Genomic DNA, 17705 nt, shown 5'->3' on the forward strand with positions numbered 1-17705 from the left:
TTATGTCTGCTAAATATTGGTCATTTGATCAAGTTTATCTTGGAAGTATTGGCCTTGTAAGTAGCGACAATCTACATTCCATGCATTTGCAAACTCATTCATATCGTTGAGGTTGGGAATGACAAAGTCGGTATTTTTAAAGTGACTAAACTGGTCTTGAATATATTGATGTTGTGTAACGTTTGATAAAATTTGCTCTAAGTTGAGTGCCATAAAGCAGATTTTAGGCTGTATTTGCCCGAGTAAAGTAATTTTTCGATTATTAAAATTAAAATGACGTAATCCTATACCTACATTCATTTGTTTGAGCATTGCCCAAGTTGGATGTATTTGTAAATTCAGATTAATAATATCTAAGGCATTAAATTGTAAAATAATTTTATTGGCATTTAGTCCCGGTGTTTGTTGCAATACGCTAGTAAGATAAGAGGCTAAAGGACTTTCAAGACTACTGTGGTGTAAATTAATAATAATATTGGCATCAGGGGTAGTTTGACAAAAGTGGTAGAGATTTTGACAGGCAGTTTTAATGGTATTTTGATCTATTTGAATTAAAGACGCACTATTTATAAGTGGTGGCTCATCTGCATAATTTAAGTTATAGCTAATACCATTTGCATCTACGTAAGTGGTAGATGCTTCAAACATATGCTGATTCGTATCATATTTATCATATACTTGTTGGTATTTTACACCTGTTTGATAGTTGCTATGAGTTGCAAATGTATCATTTTCAGGTACAGGTATTGATGTACTTTGAGGTGCTGGTGGGCTAAACATTTCTGGTTGAGGTATTTGCTCCGCAGGTTGCGGTATTGGAGTATCTATAGTTTGTATCGTAGGTTTATCTTCGTTTTCTACTAAGCTCAGGGAAGGTGCTTCTAGAACAGGCATTGTCTCTTGTTCTATTTTTCCATGCGTAGATTCAGCTATATGTGCTGTGGTTTTTGTTTGGCTTTTCGCATATAACGCATAAAATTGGTCTTCAGATTTTAACGTATCATTAAAGATGCAGTAGCCCAGTTGAAGTGGGAGTGTAGATGATTTTACTAAATGATTAAGTTGCGTCTGTATTTCACCGAACGTTAAAGGTGCTTTTATTTGTGCAACTCCAATCCATTGAAATGGGCTTACAGTAATGAAACCATCTGAAAAAAACGTTTTAATTTGTGTAGTCGTATCACTTATGTACTGCCCAATGTATTCTTCCTGAGTCAGTTCAGAGGCATCTATATTAAGGTTAACTGATAAACTAATAAGAATGTTTTCACTAGTGGTACCGCTGTGTTTGGAGATAATTTGGTTAACCTGTTCAAAATACTTGGGTGCTTTATTTTTAGTGAACTCTGTAACTTGGTGTTGTCCAATTGAAATATGTAGGCTTTCTTCCTCTTGATTTGAAAAAATCTTTAGACTGAGATTTTTATTTTTGAGTACAGTATTTATGGATTCTATTTCTAAGTGATAAGTTTGTGCAGAATTTACATTAATTAATTTGAGTTGTTGTTTAAATTGCTCAGAATTTTTGGGCTGTAAAACATCTAACAAGGGTAAACCAAAAGCATCATCTATTTGAAACATATCTTTAAAATACTGATTTGTTTCCATAATAATACCTTCTTGAACAACCATAGATGCATCTTGCATATGTTCAGAGGTGGTTTTAACTTGCTGCTGAATGTTTTCTAAATCTTTATCTAAACGTTGTTTTTCTTGCCATAAATAGCTAAATTGAAGCGCTTTATTAAACGTGAATAATAAGTGTTTTGGGTGGTTTAAATTGACCTGATCAAAGAAATAGCTATTTAAGGCATAGCGGTTTTTGGTATTTTCTTGATGGTCTAAGTGTAAGCATGGTAAGTAGGCTTGTTTAGAGTGCTTGATTAACTCAAAGAGTTTATCTTGGTCAAAATCATATGCTTTACTATAAAAAACAATATCCCATGTTTTTTTAATGTGTTTTTGTAGAGTCAATAAATCATCTAAAAGCACTGCCGTGACACTTTGCCCTTGCGCATGGAAGATATCCATAAGGTGGTTGTATTGAATTTGATTATCATCAATAACAATTACTCGTATATTTTCGATTCGAACAAGATCCATCATGTTACAAGTCTCATAAATCCATATTTTTGAGTAATGTATCATACTTTGAAATAAGATGATTAAATTTACTCTGATCTTCAAGTGTTAAAAAGTCAAAATTACATAGAATAAAACTAGGGTTTTCTAGTTCTTTGTGTCCAACATAAATAGAAATGGTTTGATTAGCAAGATACAACTGTACTCGTTTTTGAGTTGGTAATCTATCTAAAATTGGCATCGCCAAAAAAAAGCAAGGTTGGCCTAAAATATCTTTTTTTAGTAAAAGTGTCGGGCTATAAATATATTTTTCGAGTAAGGCATTGTATTGCTGTATATAACATAGGGTGATGTGTTGTGATAAAATTTCAACACCAAACTCTAAGTCTTTGTTTGGTAATTGTTTAACCCAACGAATGAGTCCGCAACGCCAAGGGCTTTGATTATTTTCTTGTACAGCTAGAAATTCACCAGCATGTAGATGCTGAGGAGGCTTACCTTGCCGCTGCATACGGTAGCCATTAACACTTACATCTAAAATATAACAGTCATATATATTTTCATCAAAATCTAGATTAGTCGTAGACATACTATCTTTAGGTATAACATGTAGTGATTTGGTCCTATTCTTTGTGTATCTCGCTTGCTTTTTTAGTGTATTTTGGTGTTTTAAAATCGCTTGTGTAAGCCGGTAGTGTACTGATCTTAATCCAAAACAAACTTGAATACTTGAATTAAAATTGTGTCTTTCATAACGACGCTCAGAAGACTGATTCAGCGTATTGGTGATATGAAAGATGAGTGAGCTGTTTAGATATAGTTGCTCTTTTGCAGATAAGTGACGCTGGGATGGTGCATTTGCAAGTTGAATACGTTTAAATAAATCATTGACATTAATGTAAAAAAAACTTTGTTTTACGGTATGTGTCTGATCTTCATTTATAGGGGTTGGAGGCATATCTGTTTTGTATTCAACAATATACCGTGATAAAGGTTCTTTTTTAGCAGTCACACGTATTAACTGCGCCCATTCTGAGCTACATTGATAAAGAGCATACGTTTCACTGGGTCGCACTTGTTGCGTATTGAGTAAATAGAGCAATAGCATTTGCTTATATAAAATAGAAATCGACTCAATTTCACTTTGGCTACAAATGCAGTCTTGTGAGTGATTGATAATCACATTTTCATATTGATGCTGGCATGCGAGTAGGTAGAGATGGTGAGTATGTTGCCATTGGCCTTCTAAGGCTTCTCTATAGAGCATATGTTGGTGACATGTCACTAAGCTAAATTGCTCTAATGCAAGGTAACAGGCATACCAAGAAAGCGTATTTTGCTTTTTACGAACAAAATAGTTTTTTACTGAAAATACAGTATCGTTAACGACTTTACGCAGTGCATAAAAAATATCTGTATATAGTTTGGCTAAATAACATCTAAAAGATTCAATTAAGTCTAAAACATTTTCGTTATGCAATGAGTCAGAAATAGATTGCTCTTTCACCAGTGTTTTTAAATATTCGACCATTTGGTCAATAGGGTGGTGTATTGTTTGTACCAGTTTAAATTTTAAACAAGGTTGTATCTCTAATTCAGAAAGCTCAATCAATGCATTGAGTAAAGCTTTAGCGCGGTTTCCTATGGGTTCATCAGATATTGCATAAATCCATATATTTAAGTGATGTGTATTGGGTTCACAAAAACTGAGCGTTGACCTTGTATGCTCAGTATCTTGTGTAAAAATATTGACAGAAACAAATTGCGCTGTGGCCATTAAATTACCTAGTAGGATTAAACTGAGTCACGATAGGCGTTTTATTTTTTTCACCTGCAATTTCTCGTACTAATTTAGGTACAAGGTAGCCAGGCAATAGAGCCAATAGCTCGTTGTATAGGGTTGTAACATGGTCTTGGCTTAAATCAAAATGCTGAGCGCCTTTGACTTTATCTAATACGTGTAAATAATATGGCATGACGTTACATTCAAATAGTCGATAACTCAAATTTTGTAAGACCTTTACTGAGTCATTTACGCCTTTTAAAAGTACTGTTTGATTGAGCAATGTAATATTGTGTTGATGTAGTTGTTTTAAATAATATTGTGTTCGTTCATCAATTTCATTGGCATGATTTGAATGAATGACTAAAATCACTTTTAAACGGCTACAGGCCAAAGTGTTCAGTAATTCCTGATCTAAGCGTTCTGGAATAACAATAGGTACACGAGAGTGTATACGTAAAAATTTAATCTGTGGTATGGATGCAATTCGTTCAAGCCATGTGTTTATTTTTTGATTAGAGAGTGTAAGTGGGTCACCCCCGCTTAAAATGACCTCATTGATGTATGGTTGGCTTTCAATATAAGTTTTGATCTCTAGCCAATCTTTATTTTTAGGTAAATTTTCTTGGTAGGGGAAATGTCTGCGGAAGCAATAACGGCAATGTATGGCACAGGCACCTGTGAGTGTGAGTAAGAAGCGTGATTCATATTTGTGTAATACCCCAGGTAATTGCGTGGCTGCTTCTTCACCTAAAGGATCTGTGATAAAGCCTGCGTGCTCTTCAAGTTCCAAATGGTGTGGTAATACTTGTAATAGTAGTGGATCGAAAGGGTCATTTTTCTCCATTTTGTCTACAAATGAGCGAGGAACACGCAACTTAAATTGTTGAGATGCCAGTATCGCACCTGATAATAATACATCTGGAGAGAGCGAAAGTATGTCAAGGAGCTCTTGAGGATCTGTAATTAAGTCATTCAGTTGACTTTTCCAGTTTTGCTCACGGTACAAATAGTTTATCATGCCATCTGTTAAAAATAATGCTAGTCTAGCATTAATCGATTTAAATTAGTAAGTTCGGAGCGTGCCAGTCATGGCCAATTATTCTACAAATGAGTTTAAGCAAGGCCTCAAAGTCATGCTTGATGGTAATCCTTGTTCAATTACAGAAAATGAATACGTAAAACCGGGTAAAGGCCAAGCCTTTAGTCGTGTGAAATTACGTAATTTACGTACAGGTAAAATTTTAGAGAAAACATTCAAATCGAATGAGTCTTTAGAAGGTGCAGACATTGTTGAAGTAGAAATGGACTACTTATATAACGATGGTGAAATGTGGCACTTTATGGACCCTGCATCATTTGAGCAAATCGCTGCAGATAAAACTGCTATGGGCGATGCGACAAAATGGTTGAAAGACGATTCAAATGAAAAATGTTCAATCATGTTGTTTAATGGTGTTCCATTGACTGTAAGTGCACCAAACTTTGTGATTCTAAAAATCGTTGAAACTGATCCGGGTGTGAAAGGTGATACTGCTGGTACAGGTGGTAAACCCGCAACTTTAGAAACAGGGGCTGTGGTTCGTGTTCCTTTATTTGTTCAGCAAGAAGAAAGTATTCGTGTAGATACACGTACAGGCGATTATTTAGAGCGTGCATAAGGGAAAGAGTATAATACCAAGTGTGTTGTATTCAAAAATAAATAAAGGGTCTTCCAAATAAGACCCTTTATTTATCTATAATGATTAGAAAATATGTGATTTGTAATAAAAAGTTGCATATTACAGTAAAGATAAACTGATGCTTACGCAAACTAGGTAAAAAGGTAGGTTATGTCTCGTCACTCACATCATGAAGAAAACCATTACACAGAACGTTCAGGCTGGTTAAGGGCTGCTGTTTTAGGCGCAAATGATGGCATTATTTCAGTTACTAGTTTAGTGGTTGGTATGGCTGCAAGTGGTGCAACAGCCAATACACTTTTGATTACTTGTGTTGCTGGTGTGATTGCAGGCGCTGTATCTATGGCGGCAGGCGAGTATATTTCTGTGAAATCTCAACAGGATATTGAAGATGCCGACTTACGTATGGAAGCAATAAGTTTAGATTTAAGTCCAGATCTAGAGTTGCTTGAGCTCACTAAAATTTATATTCACCGCGGTTTAGACCATGAATTGGCTTTTCAAGTGGCACAGCAACTCACAGCACATAATGCACTGGCTGCTCATGCAAGAGATGAAATCGGTATTAATGAAGAAACTGCCGCACAGCCTTTACTTGCAGCTGTCGCTTCTGCTGTTTCTTTTATTTTGGGTGGAGTTTTCCCGCTTCTTGCAATTTTATTGTTACCACGCCATGTTTTAGAGTACGGCATTATTATTGTTGGGGTGCTGTCTTTAGGTTTACTGGGTGCAGTTGCAAGTTATGCCGGAGGAAGCCCAATCATTAGAGGTGTAGTTCGTGTGATGTTGTGGGGTGTTGTGGCGATGTTGTTTACATTTTGGATTGGTAGTTTGTTTAATGTGTCTGCTGTAGGTTAAAACAAATCACAATAATATTTAAAAGCCGAAATGTATTGTTGCTGTAAATGAATTAAATCATTATATTTTTGATTTTAATCAGAGATTCATTGGCTTTAAGCTAGCCGAAATATTGAATAAGCAGTATGATAACGCTCTCTCTAAGTCACATTGCGGTAAGGTGCGAAGACTTACCCGTGGAGCCAAAATCAACATGTTTATCGTGGCCGGTGCACAAGCACATTCTACTTTCAAAAAAACGCAGCTATTATCACGTTTATCGTCTTTTAGTACCGTTCAATCTATAGAAAGCCAGTGGGTTTATCTGTTCGATCAATCGCTCAACGAGCAGGAACTTAATGCAGCAGAACATTTGCTCAATGATGGCGTGAGTTTTACGCTATCACAACCTGCAAATGGTGAAGTTCAAGTTCTTGTTACACCTCGGGTGGGTACTATTTCACCATGGGCTTCAAAAGCTACCGATATTTTTAAAAACTGTAATACACCAATTCATCGTATAGAGCGTGGTGTGTTGTATACACTTAAAGGTGTTTCATCGGTCAGTCAGGCACTTAAACTTGCTCTACATGACCGTATGACAGAAAATGTTTTCGATCAAATTGCCGATGCGCAAGCACTTTTTACTGAAACCCAGCCAAAACCACTGAATACGATCGATATTTTAAACCAAGGAAAATCGGCCTTGGTGGAAGCAAACCAAAGTTTTGGTTTTGCATTATCAGATGAAGAAATTGACTACTTGGTTGAAGCGTTCACAAAGCTACAACGTAACCCCAATGACATCGAACTCATGATGTTTGCTCAAGCGAACTCTGAGCATTGTCGTCATAAAATTTTTAATGCTGAATGGACGATTGATGGTGAAAAGCAACCATTATCCTTGTTCAAAATGATTAAAAACACCTATAAAGAATCGCCAGATAATGTCCTGTCTGCATATAAAGACAATGCATCAGTCATGGTTGGGCATGACACGGTTCGTTTTTATCCAAAACAAAATGAACAAGGCCATTATACTTACAAATATAAAAGCCAAGCTGCTCATATTTTAATGAAAGTGGAAACACACAATCACCCAACGGCTATTTCACCATTTGCAGGTGCTGCGACAGGTTCGGGTGGTGAAATTCGAGATGAAGGTGCAACGGGTCGTGGTGGTAAGCCCAAAGCAGGTTTAACCGGTTTTACAGTATCTAACTTGAATATTCCTGGTTTTGAACAACCGTGGGAAGTGAAGTATGGTAAGCCGTCACGTATGGCATCACCACTACAAATTATGATTGAAGGCCCACTGGGTGGTGCTGCGTTTAATAATGAATTCGGTCGTCCGAACCTAAACGGTTATTTCCGTACCTTTGAACAAGAAGTGCATGGTGAAATGAAAGGCTTTCATAAGCCAATTATGCTTGCAGGTGGTTACGGTAATATTCGTCCTGATCATGTTGAAAAAGATCCAATTCAACCCGGTGATTTACTGATTGTGCTGGGTGGTCCTGCCATGTTAATTGGCTTGGGTGGTGGTGCGGCTTCATCTGTAGATAGCGGTACAATGGGTGAAAGTTTAGACTTTGCATCAGTACAACGAGAGAATCCAGAAATGGAACGCCGTTGCCAAGAAGTTATTGATACATGCTGGCGTTTAGAAAATGAAAACCCGATTGTATCGGTACATGATGTCGGTGCAGGTGGTGTGTCTAATGCCATGCCTGAATTGGTCAATGATCATGAGTTGGGTGCGGTACTCAACTTACGTAAAATTCCATCGCTAGAGCCGGGTATGTCTCCGATGGAAATTTGGTCAAATGAAGCACAAGAGCGTTATGTATTGGCCATTCATCCAGAAAGTTTGGCTCAATTTGAAGCGATCTGTGAGCGTGAACGCTGCCCATTTGCGGTATTGGGTGAGGCGACTGAAGCACGTCACTTAACGGTAGAAGATCCATTATTTGAAAATAATGCAGTAGATATGCCAATGCAAGTATTGCTAGGTGGTACGCCACGTATGCAACGCTCATATGACAGCATGCCACGTCAAGGTACAGCATTTGATACCACAAAAATTGATCTAAAAGATGCCATTTTCCGTGTATTAAAAAATCCAACAGTGGCATCTAAGTCATTCTTAATTACCATAGGTGACCGTTCAATTACGGGTATGGTGGCAAGAGATCAAATGGTCGGTCGTTGGCAAGTACCTGTTGCAGACGCAGCAGTGACGACTACAAGCCTTCAAGGCTATGTCGGTGAAGCAATGGCCTTGGGCGAGCGTCCACCTGTTGCTTTGCTAAACCCTGCGGCATCAGCACGTTTGGCAGTGGCAGAAGCGCTGACCAATATTGCATCTGCAGACGTTGCAAAATTGAGCGATGTGAAGCTTTCAGCCAACTGGATGGCAGCTGCAGGTCAAGCAGGTGAAGACCAAGCATTGTTTGAAGCAGTAAAAACTATTGGTATGGAAATTTGCCCTGCGTTAGGTATTGCCATTCCTGTAGGTAAAGACTCATTGTCTATGCGTACCACTTGGCAAGATGAAGGTGTGGATAAGTCTGTCACCTCTCCAATGTCTTTAGTGATTACAGCATTTGCCCCTGTATCTGACGTACGTAGAACCCTTACGCCTGAGTTAAAAGCACTTGAAGATAGTGTGTTGGTACGTATAGACCTATCTAAAGGTCAGCATCGTATTGGTGCGTCTATTTTGGCTCAAGTGTATAAAGCGCTCGGTACAACTACACCAGATGTAGACAGCTTTGACGATGTAAAAGCATTCTTTGCCTTAATTCAAGATTGGAACCAACGTGGTCTAATACATGCTTATCATGATATTGGTGATGGTGGTTTATTGGCAACAGTCAGTGAAATGATATTTGCTTCACGCCTTGGTGTGAAGTTAGAACAACAAAGCATTGATAGCTTATTTGCTGAAGAAATTGGTGCTGTGGTGCAATTGATTCAAGCAGACTGGAAAGTCTTAAGTAGCGAACTTGCAGATAGCATTTTGAAAGATGCAGTATCTGTTGTGGGTACAGTCAACAATACCGATCAATTGGTTGTAAATGATTTAACCCTAACACGTACTGAATTACAACACGCATGGTCAGAAGTGTCTCACCAAATTCAACGCTTACGTGACAACTCAGAAACGGCAGATCAAGAGTATGCATTAATTGCAGATGCAGCACATAAAGGTTTAATTGCTGAACCTACATTTGATCTGAATGAAGCGGTTGAAGCACCCTACTTAAACTTACGTCGTCCAAACATGGCGATCTTGCGTGAGCAAGGTGTGAATGGTCATATTGAAATGGCCGCTGCTTTTGATAAAGTCGGTTTCAATAGCATTGATGTTCACATGAGTGATTTACTGGCAGGTCGAGTAAGCCTAGAAGATTTTGAAGGTTTAGTGGCATGTGGTGGTTTCTCGTATGGTGATGTTCTTGGTGCAGGTGGTGGTTGGGCCAAATCTGTATTATTTAACGAAAAATTACGTGACCAATTTGAGCGATTCTTTACTCGTAAAGAAACCTTTAGCTTAGGTATTTGTAACGGCTGTCAAATGCTGTCACAACTTGCACCGCTTATTCCTGGTGCTGAAGCATGGCCACGTTTCCATCGCAATACCAGTGAAGTGTTTGAAGCACGTAGCATTAACGTTGCGATTGAAAAGTCAACATCTGTATTGCTACAAGACATGCAAGGTTCAATTTTACCGATTGCTGTAGCGCATGGTGAAGGGCGTGTCGTGACAACGGATGACCATTTGGCACAGTTAAACAGCAATAGCCAAGTGATTTTACGTTATGTAGACAGTCATGGGCAGGCAACACAGCACTATCCAATGAATCCGAACGGTTCACCGCAAGCGATTGCAGGGGTAACGTCTGAAGATGGTCGTGCTACGATTATGATGCCACACCCAGAACGTAACTTCCGTGCCATTCAACACTCTTGGTCACCAGAGTCTTGGGACAATGACGGTGCATGGTTGCGTATGTTCCGTAATGCACGTAAATTTGTAAATTAATAATGATGTAAGAATAAAAAAGCACGTTAAAACGTGCTTTTTTATTGCATGTATTTTTGTTTAAAAGAATGGAATTTGGGTCAGTTGTGTTAAGAAATGTGGCAAAATTTGTGGTTCAACTAAGATAGTGACAACAACACCGTAAGCAGCACCCCATAGATGCGCACTATGATTAGTATTACTCTGATTTTTTTTACCTGCCCAAATGCTGTATCCTGCATACAGTAGTGCAAAAATAATGGCGGGTACAGGTACAAAAAAGACAAAAATTAAGCTCCATGGCTTAAATAAAATATAAGAAAATAATACTGCAGATACTGCACCTGACGCACCAAGAGATGCCCACTGAAAATCATTTTTATGTTTTAAATAGCTTGGTAAAATTGCAATAACCAATGCACCCATATAAAACAATACAAATCCCATATTAAATAAGTACTGGCGGTAAAAACTCTCAATCACACTGCCAAAAAAGAATAGGGTAATCATATTAAATAAAAGGTGCATACCATCTGCATGTACAAAACCATGTGTAATGAAGCGGTCAAATTGCCCTTTTTGTATGGCAGGAGGCCAAAAAATAAGTCGATTCATGGCTTTTTGGTTAGAAAAAGCAATCAATGAAATCACCACAGTAATAATGATGATAGTAATACTATGATTAAAAGGTAAATTTAGCATAATATAATTCATGATTTTAATGGATGTTTATAATGACACAAAATGATCTTGATGGAAAAACATATAAAACACAAAAAATGATAGCTTGAATTTTATCTATTGAACACGATTTAAGTTAAGATAGCGTATTGATGTTGAGGAAAATGGATATGTCTACACAAAATGTCAGCACTGCCGATGCAGAAACTCAAGAAATCCCTAATTTACTCATTACACCATCAGCACAAGAGTATTTAGGTGGGTTGTTGGCAAAACAAGATACACCAGGCATTGGTGTAAGAGTATTTGTTGAACATGCAGGAACACCTCGTGCTGAGTGTTGTATGGCATATAGCGCACCGGATGAAGTGATCACATCGGATTACCAGCAAGATTATGCTAATTTCCCTGCATATATTGATGCACCATCGATTCCTTATTTGAAAGATGCCGTCATTGATTACAACAAAGACCGCTTTGGTGGTCAGCTTACATTTAGAGCACCAAACTCTAAAGTGCCTCGCGTAGGTGCAGATGCATCTATGGAAGAACGTATTACCTATGTATTACAATCTGAAATTAACCCAGGGCTAGAAAGCCATGGCGGAAATTGTAGTTTGGTGACAGTTACTGAAGATGAACAGCATGGTCTTACTGCAGTGCTCAAATTTGGAGGCGGGTGTCAGGGCTGTTCTGCAATTGATGTCACTTTAAAGCAAGGTGTAGAAACCACATTGAAAGAATTTATTCCTGAATTACAACGAGTGGTTGATGAAACCGACCATAGCCAAGCTGAAGGTGCTTACTACAAGTAAGCTAAGGTTGAAAAAGCGTGCTTTTAGAGCACGCTTTTTTTATATTTGCTTGAGTAAACTCAGCGTACTCGGTGCATAATAAAAGGCCTTTAATTGTGGTTGTAAGTGTTTTTTGAGCCCACCATCAGCAATAAACTGTTTTATGATTTGTTCAGCAGGGCCGTGTAATTGTGTATTGAGCTGATGCTCCGATGTACCAATCGCTTGGAGTAAATTTAAAACACTTTGATTTTGATGGTGTGTATACCAAGCTTCAAGAGCGTGCTGTAGTTGCTGTTCAAAAAACTCACTATATCTAAAATGATCCCAAAATTGGTGTAATAGAGGGATGGTCTGTGGTAGATCATTGGGGTCAATATAGTGTTGTATATGAGACAAAGGCGTATTTTTGAGCTCATGCCATAGCTGTACATGGAGTTGATATACTTTTTCGTCGTTTAAGTGCTGATTGAGCATTTTTTCAGCCAGTGTGCCCATTTTAGAGACATTTTTTTCTAAGTACTGCTGTATCGCTTGTGCTAAGTTGAGATCGGTTACATTTTCTAGTACAGATTTCCCGATTTTCATAAAACGACCAACATGGCTACTTGTATCACTTAAATGATTTTGAAAATAATCGTTTAAAACTTGTTGTAGCAATTGGCTAGCCATGGTTGCAAATGCAGGGTGTTTGGTGATTTTTTCGATTAAATACTTACGTTGTGTGCTTTTACTTGCAGTGTATTGCGCTAAAGCATCGAGGTGTAGCGGGTTAATTATCTCTGCAATAGTTGTATTTTGGTTGATTGGATGAAGGAGTGCTTGGTGTAAGTAAATTGAACCTTGTATAAGTGTACTTTGTGGTATTTCTTTATCGATGAATACATTACGCAAAGCCATGTGCAACTGTTCAAGAGTAATAATGTCTTTTAAGGATTGACGTGTGAGCCATTGGCACAGTGCAGTGATTTCTTGTTGCAGTTGTTTGGTGTCTAAGAACTGTTGTTCTATAAAGGCAATATGTTGTTGAATTAACTGTTCAATCAACGGATGAGTTTCTACAGAATCTGTCATTTCGGCTTTGATCTTAGAATAAATTTTAACAAAATTATAGCCTGATTTTTGCTATACATGTGATGTGTATACTTGGCTAGCATAGAACAAGATATACTTTATTTTTTCTTTCACAGCGCAAGATCATTTTTGTTAATGACAAGTGATGTTTTGAATCATAAAATACTGACTACAAATTATATTTCATAGGATCGGATTATGTTGACTTCACAAGAAGCTTTAGACCGTTTAAAACAGGGAAATCAACGCTTTGTTAATGGTGAATCATCGATTCCTCATCTTATTTCACAAGAACAACGCTCATTACTGACCGCAGATCAAAATCCATTTGCAATTGTATTGGGCTGTTCTGATTCACGTGTACCTGCTGAAATTGTTTTTGACCAAGGTTTAGGTGACTTGTTTGTCATCCGTGTTGCGGGCAATATTGTCGCACCTTCACAAGTAGGTAGTGTTGAGTTTGCAGCAGCAAGTTATGACTGTGCTGTCGTGGTGGTTTTAGGTCATAGCCACTGTGGTGCAGTGAAAGCAACCATTGAAACTTTGCGTAATCCTAACCATGGTACATCAAATAATCTGATGTCTATTGTAAGTCGTGTACGTCCATCTGTTGAAATTTTAATGCAAACTGAACTTAAAGATGATTTGAATAAGCTTTGTGAGCATGCAATCCGTTCGAACGTATTTGCATCTGTAAATCAATTACGTCATGGCTCTGCAGTATTAGAGCACTTAATTGAGCAAGGAAAGTTAAAAGTCGTGGGTGCTGAGTATTCACTTGAAACAGGTAAAGTTGAATTTTTCGACTTCTAAGTTAATGTACTTACAGGATTAAAGGCGCTTTTATAAAGCGCTTTTAATCTGCGGTAGAGCATTGTTGAGTAGTATTTTTTGAGCTTTTTCATTTGGATGAATCAGATCGGCTTGCATGAGCTGATTATTTCCAGCAACGCCTTCTAAAAAGAAAGGAACCAATGCTAATTTATACTTTTGACTAATTACAGTATAATTTTGCTCAAAGGCTTTCGTGTACGTCCCACCATAATTAGGTGGAATTTTCATACCAAATAATACCACTTTACTACCGTTTTGTTGTGCCATTTGTGTCATTTTTTCTAAGTTACGCTGAATACTTAGCGGTGGTTGACCTCTTAAACCATCATTACCACCGAGCTCAAGTAGCATCACATCGGGTTTATATTGTTGTAAAAGTTTAGGCAGTCGAGCTAAAGCTCCTGAAGTCGTTTCACCACTTACACTGGCATTAATCACTTGATGCTTTTTGGGCGCATGTTGGTCAAGATTTTGCTGGAGTAGTTTCACCCAACCTTTATTGACATCAATGCCATAGCCAGCACTTAGACTGTCTCCAAGTACTAAAATTTTAGCAGCAATCGCCTGCTGTAATGGCAATAAAACAACAAAACTGATGAAACTGATCGCACCGATTTGTTTAATATAGTGTTTTGCCTTCAGCATGTGTAGGTCGTCCTTCTAAAGTCAGTTAATGGGTAAATCATGGCACAAGTTATCATTTCAGCGAAGCATCTCTCACATAAAATTAAGCGAGATCATCAAGATGTTACATTGCTACGTTCACTGAATGTAGATATTTTACAAGGTGAGCAAGTGGCTATTACAGGCCGCTCAGGTTCGGGGAAATCGACTTTACTTGGTATTTTGGCTACGCTAGACCAAGCCAGTGAAGGTGAACTATGGATTGCTAGTAAAGCTGCACATAATCTAAATGAGGAACAGCGAGCGCATTTAAGACAGCAAAACATAGGGTTTGTATTTCAATCATTTCAGTTGTTACCCCATTTGACTGCACTTGAAAATGTCATGTTGCCACTGCGTTTAAGTGCAGCGTTCAATTATTTAGATGCTGAAGTGAAAGCAGTCGAGTTATTAGCGAAAGTAGGTTTATTAAAACAAAAAGACCAAACGCCTAAAGTACTTTCGGGTGGGGAACAACAACGGGTTGCAATTGCACGTGCGTTAATTACATCACCTAAAATTATTTTTGCCGATGAGCCTACAGGTAATTTAGACGAACATACTGCTCAAGACATTGAAAAGTTGCTGTTTGATTTAAATAAAGATCTGGGCGTAACATTAGTTTTGGTGACGCATCATTTAGAATTAGCAAAGCGTTGTCAAAAGCATTATGTCTTGCATGAAGGGGAGCTCAAGCCCTTTCAAAGCGAGGTGGCTGAATGAATCATTTGATTAAACCGTTATTGCAACAAAGTTTTCGGAGTCAAAGCAGTTGGTTACTCATGATGGCATTGAGTTTAGCCATTTGTGCAACAACAGCATTAAATTTGGCCAGTGACCAAATTAAACGAGCGATTAATTTACAAGCCGCAGATTTGTTGGCTGCAGATGTGGTGTTAAACAGTAATCAGCCACTCGATAAAAAATACAGTGCGCAAGCCCAAGCAGAGGGTTTAACTCAATCAGAAGTCACTGTGTTTAGTACAATGGCCAGTACTGACCAGCAGTTTGTTATGGTATTGGTCAAAGCTATACAACCTAATTTTCCACTACGAGGTGAGTTGGTCGTCAATCCTTCACCACACAAGAGTGTACCTAAAGGTGAAGTTTGGCTGAGCCCGAGAGCGAAAGATTTATTAGCTGTCAAACTTGGTGATATGGTCAATATTGCAGATGCAAAATTACACTTTACTGCATTGATTGAAAAAGACAGTAATCAAGAAACTGGTTTTAGTGCATTTTCACCCTTAGTTTTAATCAATCAAGACGATATTGCTCAAACGCAAGCGATTCAACCAGGCAGTCGAATTGATTACCGCTTACTTTTAACATCTGCGCAAAATGCACCTTTAGCACGTTACCAACAATGGTTTGATACACAGCAAAAGCAAACCACTTCAGGCACGACAGATGAGGTTGGGGTCGTAAAACTCAAAGATGCTAAAAACAGTAATACACGCTTACTTAAGCCGATTGAAAACTTAGAAAAATTCCTACAATTGAGTAACTTATTAACAGTGTTGCTTTGTGGCTTAGCAATTGCATTAAGCGCACAGCGCTATGTACAGCAAAATCAAGATTATATTGCGTTAATGCGTTGTTTAGGGGCAAGTAAAAAAAATCTAATCGTGGCTTTTTTTACCTTAATGGCACTGGTGATGTTGGGTTCCGCATGTATTGGTAGTGTATTAGGCATTGGTTTGGGGTATGGATTATTACAGCTTATGTTGCAGTTTATTCCACAAGTCAATCTAGATATTGCATGGGGGAGTGTATTACTCGAAGCAGTTCCTATTGCATTTTTAACCAGTGGTTTAGTACTGATTGGGTTTGTATTTCCTAAAGTTTATCAGCTTCTAACAACGCCCCCAATACGTGTATTGCGTGCTTTACCTTCTTTAAATAGATACACTGTAATTACCGTAGTAACAGGTTTTTTAAGCCTTGCTATTTTAGGGGTTGTTTTAACGCAAAGTCTTGTGCTTACTTTACAAGTATTAGTCGGAATTGGTTCGCTTGCAGTTGTAATGTATGGCATGTTATGGCTGGTATTTAAAGGCATTAAAAAACTTAAAAATACGTGGTCGACTTACGTCAGAACACCGCAGTACAGTGCTTTACAAGTCACAGCATTGTCTTTAGGGTTAAGTTTAATTGCTATTTTAATTGTATTGCGCTCTGATGTATTGTCACGTTGGCAGGCTGAATTACCAGCCAATACACCAAATCAATTTGTATATGGGCTACCTCCGACCGATCAGCCTGATTTTATGCAAGAGCTACAAAGCAAAAGTTGGGCACATACGGCTTTGTATCCAAACATTCGAGGTCGACTCATTGCTAAAAATGGCCAAGCATTTTCTGAGGCAGATACACGCCGTAATGAAAGTTTGCAACGAGAGCTCAATTTAACGCAAGCACCACAATATCCGACCGACAATAAAATTATTCAGGGGGAAAGTGCATTTAAACATGCTCAAGAAGTGTCTGTAGAGCAAGACGTTGCGAAGAAACTCGATATTAAAATAGGTGATGAGCTCACATTTAGTTTGCCAGAAGGCCATGTTCAGGCGAAAGTGATTAATATACGTTCGGTACAATGGCAAAGTTTTAGCCCCAACTTTTATTTTGTATTTTCACCAAACAGTTTCGATAGTAATGCAGGTAGCTATTTAGGCAGTTTCTTTGTACCCGAAGCAGATAAATCACAATTATTACCCCTCATTCAGCACTACAGTACGACAGTCTTTATTGATATTAGTTTGATCTTAGAACAAGTGAAGCAGTTAATGGGAGTCATGGTGAAAATTATGACGGTGCTAGCGTTATTGGTGGCCTTGTCTGGATTTTTGGTATTAATGGCCTGTATTAATATTTTAATTGAAGAACGTAAACGAGAAGTCGCTTTGTGGCGAGCTTTTGGGAGTACCAAAGCCAATATTCGCCATATGATGACACTTGAATTTGCTTTTATTGGTTTGGCTTCGGGTATTACAGCCTGTTTGTTTGCTGAGCTAATAGGTTTTATTGCCAGTCGCCAAATTGGTTTAAGTCCACAATTACATTTAGAGCTATGGTTAATTTTACCTATAGCCATGACACTATTATGTGCTGTGATAGGGCGTTATCGATTAAACTATTTATCTGAAATAGCACCATTGCAAAGTTTAAGGCATTTAGATTAGTCACGTAGAGCATGGTTGTATGTAAACAGCCATGCTTTTAAATTGCCTAAGATTTCGATGTTC

13 protein-coding genes are annotated in these 17705 nt (G+C 38.1%); 7 read left to right on the top strand and 6 right to left on the bottom strand.

The features are described from left to right. Positions 1–9: 9 nt before the first annotated feature. Genes BLS38_RS02775 through epmB form a run of 3 tightly spaced genes read right to left on the bottom strand, consistent with a single transcriptional unit; the run spans position 10 to position 4886 of the window. On the bottom strand, positions 10–2106 hold the full coding sequence (locus BLS38_RS02775; protein WP_171258519.1) for an EAL domain-containing protein: 2097 nt from the start codon (positions 2104–2106) through the stop codon (positions 10–12). Between the two features lie 10 nt (positions 2107–2116). Further along, on the bottom strand, positions 2117–3859 hold the full coding sequence (locus tag BLS38_RS02780; RefSeq protein ID WP_092746818.1) for a hypothetical protein: 1743 nt from the start codon (positions 3857–3859) through the stop codon (positions 2117–2119). A gap of 4 nt (positions 3860–3863) precedes the next feature. Then, positions 3864–4886 (bottom strand): EF-P beta-lysylation protein EpmB, encoded by a 1023-nt coding sequence (gene epmB / locus BLS38_RS02785; RefSeq protein WP_092746819.1) that lies wholly within the window; start codon positions 4884–4886, stop codon positions 3864–3866. A gap of 70 nt (positions 4887–4956) precedes the next feature. On the opposite strand from epmB, the gene efp reads away from it, so the two are divergent. From efp to purL, 3 genes are all read left to right on the top strand, one after another. Beyond that, positions 4957–5526, top strand: coding sequence for an elongation factor P (gene efp, locus BLS38_RS02790; protein ID WP_092746820.1), 570 nt, complete (start codon positions 4957–4959; stop codon positions 5524–5526). A 171-nt stretch (positions 5527–5697) separates the two neighbouring features. Beyond that, complete coding sequence (locus BLS38_RS02795) at positions 5698–6405, top strand: VIT1/CCC1 transporter family protein (RefSeq protein WP_092746821.1); 708 nt, start codon at positions 5698–5700, stop codon at positions 6403–6405. Positions 6406–6598: 193 nt separating this feature from the next. Next, a complete protein-coding gene (gene purL, locus BLS38_RS02800; protein WP_092746822.1) occupies positions 6599–10432 on the top strand; it encodes a phosphoribosylformylglycinamidine synthase in 3834 nt (1277 codons plus the stop codon). Between the two features lie 60 nt (positions 10433–10492). Here the strand turns inward: purL and BLS38_RS02805 are convergent, their stop codons facing one another. Further along, positions 10493–11113 carry a rhomboid family intramembrane serine protease gene (locus tag BLS38_RS02805; protein ID WP_092746969.1) on the bottom strand — a complete coding sequence of 207 codons (621 nt, stop codon included), beginning with the start codon at positions 11111–11113 and terminating at the stop codon, positions 10493–10495. Between the two features lie 149 nt (positions 11114–11262). Here BLS38_RS02805 and nfuA point away from each other — a divergent pair, with 149 nt between their 5' ends. Further along, positions 11263–11907, top strand: coding sequence for a Fe-S biogenesis protein NfuA (gene nfuA, locus BLS38_RS02810; protein WP_092746823.1), 645 nt, complete (start codon positions 11263–11265; stop codon positions 11905–11907). 39 nt (positions 11908–11946) lie between these two features. Here nfuA and BLS38_RS02815 read toward each other — a convergent pair whose 3' ends face one another. Next, positions 11947–12960, bottom strand: a complete 1014-nt coding sequence (locus tag BLS38_RS02815; protein WP_092746824.1) for a hypothetical protein — start codon at positions 12958–12960, stop codon at positions 11947–11949. Positions 12961–13158: 198 nt separating this feature from the next. On the opposite strand from BLS38_RS02815, the gene BLS38_RS02820 reads away from it, so the two are divergent. Continuing rightward, complete coding sequence (locus tag BLS38_RS02820) at positions 13159–13773, top strand: carbonic anhydrase (RefSeq protein ID WP_092746825.1); 615 nt, start codon at positions 13159–13161, stop codon at positions 13771–13773. Positions 13774–13803: 30 nt separating this feature from the next. On the opposite strand, the gene BLS38_RS02825 is transcribed toward BLS38_RS02820, so the two are convergent. Next, positions 13804–14439 carry an arylesterase gene (locus BLS38_RS02825; RefSeq protein WP_092746826.1) on the bottom strand — a complete coding sequence of 212 codons (636 nt, stop codon included), beginning with the start codon at positions 14437–14439 and terminating at the stop codon, positions 13804–13806. 39 nt (positions 14440–14478) lie between these two features. Between BLS38_RS02825 and BLS38_RS02830 the strand changes: the two genes are divergently transcribed. Further along, positions 14479–15180, top strand: a complete 702-nt coding sequence (locus BLS38_RS02830) for an ABC transporter ATP-binding protein (RefSeq protein ID WP_092746827.1) — start codon at positions 14479–14481, stop codon at positions 15178–15180. After that, on the top strand, positions 15177–17642 hold the full coding sequence (locus tag BLS38_RS02835; RefSeq protein ID WP_092746828.1) for an ABC transporter permease: 2466 nt from the start codon (positions 15177–15179) through the stop codon (positions 17640–17642). The genes BLS38_RS02830 and BLS38_RS02835 overlap by 4 nt, the downstream gene beginning before the upstream one ends. Positions 17643–17705: the final 63 nt, after the last annotated feature.

It is taken from the genome of Acinetobacter boissieri, from assembly GCF_900096955.1.
GTDB classification, from domain to species: Bacteria; Pseudomonadota; Gammaproteobacteria; order Pseudomonadales; family Moraxellaceae; genus Acinetobacter; species Acinetobacter boissieri.

Excerpts from the sequence above, each read along its gene's own strand:
- BLS38_RS02780 (WP_092746818.1), bottom strand. The coding sequence starts at position 3,859 with ATGGCCACAGCGCAATTTGTTTCTGTCAATATTTTTACACAAGATACT.
- BLS38_RS02825 (WP_092746826.1), bottom strand. The coding sequence starts at position 14,439 with ATGCTGAAGGCAAAACACTATATTAAACAAATCGGTGCGATCAGTTTC.
- nfuA (WP_092746823.1), top strand. The coding sequence starts at position 11,263 with ATGTCTACACAAAATGTCAGCACTGCCGATGCAGAAACTCAAGAAATC.
- purL (WP_092746822.1), top strand. The coding sequence starts at position 6,599 with ATGTTTATCGTGGCCGGTGCACAAGCACATTCTACTTTCAAAAAAACG.
- BLS38_RS02775 (WP_171258519.1), bottom strand. The coding sequence starts at position 2,106 with ATGATGGATCTTGTTCGAATCGAAAATATACGAGTAATTGTTATTGAT.
- epmB (WP_092746819.1), bottom strand. The coding sequence starts at position 4,886 with ATGATAAACTATTTGTACCGTGAGCAAAACTGGAAAAGTCAACTGAAT.
- BLS38_RS02830 (WP_092746827.1), top strand. The coding sequence starts at position 14,479 with ATGGCACAAGTTATCATTTCAGCGAAGCATCTCTCACATAAAATTAAG.
- BLS38_RS02805 (WP_092746969.1), bottom strand. The coding sequence starts at position 11,113 with ATGCTAAATTTACCTTTTAATCATAGTATTACTATCATCATTATTACT.
- BLS38_RS02820 (WP_092746825.1), top strand. The coding sequence starts at position 13,159 with ATGTTGACTTCACAAGAAGCTTTAGACCGTTTAAAACAGGGAAATCAA.
- BLS38_RS02795 (WP_092746821.1), top strand. The coding sequence starts at position 5,698 with ATGTCTCGTCACTCACATCATGAAGAAAACCATTACACAGAACGTTCA.
- BLS38_RS02835 (WP_092746828.1), top strand. The coding sequence starts at position 15,177 with ATGAATCATTTGATTAAACCGTTATTGCAACAAAGTTTTCGGAGTCAA.
- BLS38_RS02815 (WP_092746824.1), bottom strand. The coding sequence starts at position 12,960 with ATGACAGATTCTGTAGAAACTCATCCGTTGATTGAACAGTTAATTCAA.
- efp (WP_092746820.1), top strand. The coding sequence starts at position 4,957 with ATGGCCAATTATTCTACAAATGAGTTTAAGCAAGGCCTCAAAGTCATG.